Source organism: Plantactinospora sp. CA-290183 (genome assembly GCF_050936375.1).
Taxonomy (GTDB): domain Bacteria; phylum Actinomycetota; class Actinomycetes; order Mycobacteriales; family Micromonosporaceae; genus Plantactinospora.
The window spans coordinates 92,689-99,499 of sequence record NZ_JBNJMX010000012.1; the positions used below are offsets into that span (position 1 = coordinate 92,689).

Genomic DNA, 6,811 nt, shown 5'->3' on the forward strand with positions numbered 1-6,811 from the left:
CCGTCCCGGGGTACGCGATGATTACCCCTGGTGATCGCTCCTGGCCGGAAACGTGGCGATGCCCGGTGGCGAGGGGTTCCCGGGCTGCACGCGGCGGCCCGCCTGGTGCGGCTGCGCGCCCCGGGACCGGCGGGTCAGGACAGCGAGCGGCACGCCACCTGGCTCGAACTCTTCTTCGACCTGGTGATCGTGCTGGCGCTCACCTCGGCCACCGCCCGGCTGGGTACCGATGCGTCCCCGGACACCCGACGGGCGCTCACCGCGCTCGGGGTGTTCCTGCTCGTCCAGTGGGCGTGGTTCAGCCAGTCGTTCTACGACACCCGGTTCGACCCGGACGACGGGCCGCACCGGCTGCTGGTCTTCGCGGCGGCGATCGGCGCCGGAGGTCTCGCGCTCGGCGCCCACCAGGTCCCGCACGGCCTGCTGCTGCCGATCGGTTACCTGCTGCTGCGGGGCGCGCTGATCCTGATGTACCTGCGCGTGTTCGGCACCCGGCGCTCCGCCCGCCCGGTGGCGACCGTCTACCTGGCCGGCTTCGGCACCGGCTGGCTGCTCTGGCTGGCCTCGCTCGCGCTCGCGCCGTCGACCCGGCCGGTGCTGTGGGCCGTCGCGCTGCTGCTCGAACTGAGCACGCCCTGGCTGGGGCACCGTTGGTTGGCGCGGCATCCGGTCGACCGGTCACACCTGCCGGAGCGGGTCGGACAGTACGTGATCATCCTTCTGGGCAGCACCCTGGCCAACCTGCTCAGCGCGGTACCGCTGCACGGGCGCAACGGCGAGGCGGTCGCCGCGGCGGCGGTCGCCTTCCTGGTGCCGGCCTGCCTCTGGTGGGTCTACACCACCTTCCTGACCAGCGGGCTGGCCGCGTCCCGGCTGCGCGGCGGGCAGGGGTACGCCTACCTGCACGCACCGGTCGGTGCCGCGATCCTCTTCCTGGGCTGGGCGCTCGGTCAGGTCGTCCGGGAGGTCGCCGCCGGGTCGGAGCGGCTGCCCGGCGTGCTGCGCCTGGTGCTCGGGGTGTCGATCGGGGTGTGGATGCTGACCGGCCTGGCGCTGCACCGGCTCTCCCTCGGCGCGGTCGCCCGGATCCGGCTGGTCCTGGCGTTCCTGGGCGTCGCCGCCGCCGGCCTGGTGATGGCCGTGGTCACCCGGCCCCTGCTGGCGCTGACCCTGACCGCGGCCGTGCTGGTCGGCTACGCGATCGTGGTGAGCCGGGAGATCGTCCGGGTCGGCCCGGCCCCGGCGAATCACCCCTAGACGGTGACTACCTGCTTATAGCGTGAGCTGATGGACAATCCGAGCAGTCCGTACCCGCCGTCGACCGGGGCCGCCGGGCAGCGGGCGGAGCCGGACCGGATCTGGCGCCCGGCGCTGCTCCGCGGCGCGCTGATGCTGCTCGGCACCCTGGTGCTCGCCACCGGCTTCATCGTCTCCTACGTGGGGGCGCTGCACGATCCGAGGCCCCGGGACCTGCCGGTCGCCGTCGTCGGCACCGACCAGCCCGCCCGGACCCTGCTCGCCGCCGTACGCCAGCACGGCAGGGAACTCGCCCCGATCGCCTACCCCGACCGGGGCGCCGCGGACCGGGCGCTGCACCGGCGCGACGTATACGCCGTACTCGAATCGGGGCCGGCCGGGGGCGCGCCGGGGCTGACCCTGACCACCGCGAGCGGCGCCGCGCCGTTCGCCGCCCAGGCGATCGGCCAGCTCGTGAGCACCGCCGCGCAACGCGCGCAGGTCCCCCTCGTGGTCCGCGACGCCATCCCGGTGGCCGCGGGCGACCCCCGGGGCCTGGTTCCGTTCTATCTCGGCGTCGGGTTCGTCCTCGGCGGCTACCTCGGCTCGGTCGCCCTCGCCATCACCCTCGGCCCGGTGCCCGCAGGCCTGTCCCGGGCCGCCGTCCGGATCGGTGCCCTCGCGGTCCACTCCGCGCTGCTCGGGCTGGCCGGCGCCCTGGTCGTCGGCCCCGGCCTGGACGTCTTCCCCGGCGACTTCGGCGGCCTGGTCGGCACCGGAGCCCTGGTGGCCTTCGCCGCCGCCATGGCCACCGCGGCGGTGCAGAGCTGGCTCGGGCTGCCCGGTACCGCGCTGGTCATCCTGGTGCTGGTGGTGCTCGGCAACCCCGGCTCCGGCGGCGTCTACGCCCCGGAGTTCCTGCCGGACTTCTTCCGCGCCATGCACCGGTGGAACATCCCCGGCCTGGCCACCGACATGATCAAGTCGGTGGCCTACTTCGGTGCCGACGCGGCCCGCTGGCCGGCGGGCACCCTGGCGATCTGGGCCGTCGTCGGTGCGGCCGTGCTGGTCGCCGCGAGCACGGTTCGGGGGCGCCGCCGGTCCGACGGCTAGGGTGCGGGCAGCCGTCGCGAGGCGGCGGCCACGTGCGGGGCAGCCGTCGCGAGGCGGCGGGTGGGTTGCGGCCCGGTGCGCCCCGGCGGTCTAGACTCGCAGACGCGAGCGGGAGTGGTGTAATGGCAGCCACGCAGGATTTAGGTTCCTGTGCCTTCGGGCGTAGGGGTTCGACTCCCCTCTCCCGCACCGATCAGTCCGGCGGCCCGACGGCGCCCGGTCGCGCCGGCCGCCCGGTCCGGTTGTTAGCACGGTCACGGCCGACGCCCGCCGTCGCCCACCGGGCCAGCGCTGCGACGAGGATGATCGACATGGAGCTCCGCTTCGTACTCGACCCGCCGCTGACCACCGAGCTGACCGACGAGGTCGTCCGGCTCTGGACCGCGGCGACCAACGCCGGCGGCGCCGTCGGGTTCGTCCCCCCGGTCACCGAGGAGGACGTACGGCCGCTCGCCCGGGCCACCCTGGCGCGTACCGGGGCGGGCCCCGACCGACTGCTGGTCGGGTACGAGGGTGACAGGCTGGTGGCGCTGCTCTTCGTCACCGACCCCGGGTTCTGGCTCAAGGCGCACTGGCGGCTCCTCACCCGGGTGATGGTGCACCCGGACCGGCAGGGGCAGGGCCACGGCCTGGCCCTGATGCGCGCGGCCGAGCGGGTGGCCCGGACGAACGGCTGGGCCGCACTGCACGTCACCGTCCGGAGCGGGCACGGGCTGGAGAGGTTCTACAAGGGACTGGGTTACCAGGAGGTCGGCCGGCTGCCCGGTGCGCTCCGGGTGGCCCCCGGCGACGACCGCGACGAGATCCTGCTCTGGCTGCCGTTGCCCTGACGACGGCCGGCGCGGCTACCAGGCGATCCCGATCCCGTCGCCGGGGTACCAGTGCCGGGCGGGGGTCTCCCGGTACGCGAGGAAGCGGCGGCCGGTCTTCTCGGCGTGCTCGGCGAGCACGTTGGTGATCGTGACGTTGTCGGTGAGCAGCCGGGCGCCCGGGGCGAGTTTCGGCTCGACCGCCTGGAACTCCCGCCGTTCGTGCCCGGCGTGGTGGTTGCTGTCGTGCAGGAAGAGGTCGACCGGACGGTCCAGCGCCTTGATCGAGGCGATGGAGTCCCCGATCACCAGATCGACCACGCTGGCCCAGGGCTCGGACCGGGCCAGGTAGCCGGCCTCGGGGTTGATGTCCAGCGAGGTGACCCGGCCGGGCGCGCCGTCGGTGGCGTTGCGGAGCAGGGCGGTGGCGAGCACGCAGGTGCCCAGTCCCTTGTCGACCCCGGTCTCCACCACGTGCGTCGGGCGGATCGCCCGGACGATCGCGTACCAGCCGACGCGCCGGGCGTACCGGACCGTCCGGTCGGCCAGGCCGCGCCGGTCGGAGGCCGCGGTGGCCCGCTCGATGTGCTGGCGGAGGGTGTCGTCCCGCTCGATCTCGTCGAGGTGCCCCCGCACCTGCTTGACCGGCGCGTCGCAGCTGACGCTGACGAACCAGGCCAGGTGCTCCCGGCTGAGCCGGGTCAGGTCGTAGGTGTAGTTGTGGTGCTCGCGCGAGGTGAGCAGCCACCTGGCCGAGACGCCGATCATCCGGGCGTCGTGCCGGGCGACCCGCATGAAGCGCATGGGGAAGGCGGCTACGGGGGCCAGGCGGGTCCGGGCGATGGCGCGCCGGAGCTTCGTACCGTCCACCTGGAGTGTTTTATCACGTTTGGCCGGCCCCATTGCCTCTGAATGCTTTCATGCATACAGTCTTGTCGTGAATGACAGCGGTGTCATCGCGGCGCCCCCGACGGACCGCGTGCTCGACCTGTTCCAGGGCATCCGGCTGACGCCGACCCAGCGACGGATCGCGCACAGCCTCGTCCAGCACGCCGCCTCCGCCGCGTACCTCTCGGCGGCCGAGGTCGCCGAGCTGGCGAAGGTCAGCCAGCCGTCGGTGACCCGATTCGCCATGGCACTCGGCTACGACGGCTACCCCGCGCTGCGCCGCCGGCTGCGGGAGATCGCCGCCGCCGGGCAGGCCCGGCCGGAGTCCGGCCCGCCGGCCGGCAACGAGACCCAGCGGGCGGTACGCGCCGAGGCCGACAACCTGCACCGGCTGGCCGACCAGCTCGCCGACCGGGACCGGGTGACCACCGCCGGCAACCTGCTCGCCAACAGCCGGCCGCTGGTGGTGCTCGGGCTGCGCGCGGCCGCCCCCCTGGCCGCGTACTTCGCCTACTTCGCCGCCAAGGTGCACCCCGACGTGCGGGTCTGCGACTCCGGCGGCAGCCTGCTGGCCGACCGGCTCGACCAGGCCCGCGCCGCCGGCGCCACCGCGATGCTCGCCATCGTGCTGCCCCGTTATCCCCGGGAGGCGCTGGAGGCGCTACGCGAGGCGCGGGAGGGCGGGATGTCGGTAGTGGTGATCACCGACTCGGCGGTGAGCCCGGCCGCCGAGTACGCCGAGATCGTCCTCCCCGCCGCCGGCGCCCAGCTCGTCTTCGACCTGCACAGTGCGCCGATGGCGCTGTCGATGGTGCTGTTGCAGGCGATCTGCGACGCCACGCCGGCCGACGCCCAGCGCCGGCTGGAGGAGTTCGAGCAGTCCGCCGCCCGCCGCCAGCTCTTCGTCGGCTGACCCGCACCACCACGAAGGAGATCCGATGCCCGAGCCGATCCGCGCTCCCCGCGGCACCACCCGCAGCGCCGCCGGCTGGCCGCAGGAGGCCGCGCTGCGGATGCTGATGAACAACCTCGACCCGGAGGTGGCCGAGCGCCCCGACGACCTGGTGGTGTACGGCGGGACCGGCCGGGCGGCCCGGGACTGGCCGTCGTACCACGCGCTGGTCCGGACGCTGCGCACGCTGGCCGACGACGAGACGATGCTGGTGCAGTCGGGCCGGGCGGTCGGCGTACTGCGCACCCACGAGTGGGCGCCCCGGGTGCTGATCGCCAACTCCAACCTGGTTGGCGACTGGGCCACCTGGCCCGAGTTCCGCCGGCTGGAGCAGCTCGGCCTGACCATGTACGGCCAGATGACCGCCGGATCGTGGATCTACATCGGCACCCAGGGCATCCTCCAGGGCACCTACGAGACGTTCGCCGCGGTCGCCGCGAAACTCGCCGCCCGGGGCGGGGCGCCGGAGCCGGGCTCGGGCACCCTCGCCGGTACGCTCACCCTGACCGCCGGCTGCGGCGGGATGGGCGGCGCGCAGCCGCTGGCGGTGACCATGAACGGCGGCGTCTGCCTGATCGTCGACGTGGACCCGGAACGGCTGAGCCGGCGGGTGCGGACCCGCTACCTGGACACCGTCGCGGACTCGCTCGACGACGCGGTGGCCCAGGCGGTCGCCGCCAGACGGGACCGGCGGGCGCTCTCGGTCGGGGTGGTGGGCAACGCGGCCACCGTCTTTCCCGAGCTGATCCGCCGCGGCGTCGAGATCGACATCGTGACCGACCAGACCAGCGCGCACGACCCGCTGTCGTACCTGCCCGAGGGGGTGGAGCTGGCCGAGGCGGCCGAGCTGGCGCGGGTCAAGCCGGCCGAGTACACCGAACGGGCCCGGGCCTCCATGGTCAAGCACGTCGCGGCGATGGTCGGCTTCCTGGACAACGGCGCCGAGGTCTTCGACTACGGCAACTCGATCCGGGGCGAGGCGCAGCTCGGCGGGTACGACCGGGCGTTCGCCTTCCCCGGCTTTGTGCCGGCGTACATCCGGCCGCTCTTCTGCGAGGGCCGGGGCCCGTTCCGCTGGGCCGCGCTCTCCGGTGACCCGGCCGACATCGCCGCCACCGACCGGGCGGTGCTCGACCTGTTCCCGGAGAACGAGTCGCTGGCCCGGTGGATCCGGCTCGCCGGGGAGCGGGTCGCCTTCCAGGGCCTGCCGGCCCGGATCTGCTGGCTCGGCCACGGCGAGCGGGACCGGGCCGGGGTGCGGTTCAACGAGATGGTCGCCGCCGGCGAGCTCTCCGCACCGGTGGTGATCGGCCGGGACCACCTGGACGCCGGCTCGGTCGCCTCCCCGTACCGGGAGACCGAGGCGATGGCCGACGGCTCGGACGCGATCGCCGACTGGCCGCTGCTCAACGCGCTGGTCAACACCGCCAGCGGCGCCTCCTGGGTGAGCATCCACCACGGTGGCGGCGTCGGCATCGGCCGCTCCATCCACGCCGGCCAGGTCTGTGGCCGACGGCAGCGCGCTGGCCGGACAGAAGATCGAGCGGGTGCTGAGCAACGACCCGGCGATGGGCGTACTCCGGCACGTCGACGCCGGCTACCCGGACGCGGCCGAGGCCGCCGCCAGCGGCAACCTGCGCATCCCCATGGCCGAGCGGTAAGGAAGGGCCCCTCTGACATCGGATTCTGTGGAAAGACCCCACCTCTCGCTGCGGGCCCAGGCCGGGGCCCGCGCCGGAGCCGGAGCCGGCGCAGCGGAGTTCCGCGCCCGGTGGGACGAGATCGCGCCGATCGGGCGGGACCCGGAGACCGG

At 74.2% G+C, this 6,811-nt stretch carries 5 protein-coding genes, 1 tRNA gene and 1 pseudogene; 6 read left to right on the top strand and 1 reads right to left on the bottom strand.

From position 1 onward, the window contains the following. Positions 1-30 precede the first annotated feature (30 nt). From ACQEUR_RS18450 to ACQEUR_RS18465, 4 genes are all read left to right on the top strand, one after another. Positions 31-1,257 carry a low temperature requirement protein A gene (locus tag ACQEUR_RS18450; protein WP_433032460.1) on the top strand — a complete coding sequence of 409 codons (1,227 nt, stop codon included), beginning with the start codon at positions 31-33 and terminating at the stop codon, positions 1,255-1,257. Positions 1,258-1,287: 30 nt separating this feature from the next. After that, positions 1,288-2,349 carry a hypothetical protein gene (locus tag ACQEUR_RS18455; RefSeq protein ID WP_433032463.1) on the top strand — a complete coding sequence of 354 codons (1,062 nt, stop codon included), beginning with the start codon at positions 1,288-1,290 and terminating at the stop codon, positions 2,347-2,349. 108 nt (positions 2,350-2,457) lie between these two features. Continuing rightward, positions 2,458-2,538, top strand: a tRNA-Leu gene (locus tag ACQEUR_RS18460). 122 nt (positions 2,539-2,660) lie between these two features. Beyond that, a complete protein-coding gene (locus tag ACQEUR_RS18465) occupies positions 2,661-3,179 on the top strand; it encodes an N-acetyltransferase family protein (protein ID WP_433032466.1) in 519 nt (172 codons plus the stop codon). A gap of 15 nt (positions 3,180-3,194) precedes the next feature. On the opposite strand, the gene ACQEUR_RS18470 is transcribed toward ACQEUR_RS18465, so the two are convergent. Next, positions 3,195-4,028 (bottom strand): class I SAM-dependent methyltransferase, encoded by an 834-nt coding sequence (locus tag ACQEUR_RS18470; RefSeq protein WP_433032468.1) that lies wholly within the window; start codon positions 4,026-4,028, stop codon positions 3,195-3,197. Between the two features lie 67 nt (positions 4,029-4,095). Between ACQEUR_RS18470 and ACQEUR_RS18475 the strand changes: the two genes are divergently transcribed. Beyond that, positions 4,096-4,959: a MurR/RpiR family transcriptional regulator gene (locus tag ACQEUR_RS18475; RefSeq protein ID WP_433032471.1), complete on the top strand. Its 864-nt coding sequence runs from the start codon at positions 4,096-4,098 to the stop codon at positions 4,957-4,959. Positions 4,960-4,984: 25 nt separating this feature from the next. Then, positions 4,985-6,659 (top strand): annotated as a pseudogene (gene hutU, locus ACQEUR_RS18480) (urocanate hydratase). The last annotated feature ends 152 nt before the right edge of the window (positions 6,660-6,811 follow it).

Excerpts from the sequence above, each read along its gene's own strand:
- ACQEUR_RS18455 (WP_433032463.1), top strand. The coding sequence starts at position 1,288 with ATGGACAATCCGAGCAGTCCGTACCCGCCGTCGACCGGGGCCGCCGGG.
- ACQEUR_RS18465 (WP_433032466.1), top strand. The coding sequence starts at position 2,661 with ATGGAGCTCCGCTTCGTACTCGACCCGCCGCTGACCACCGAGCTGACC.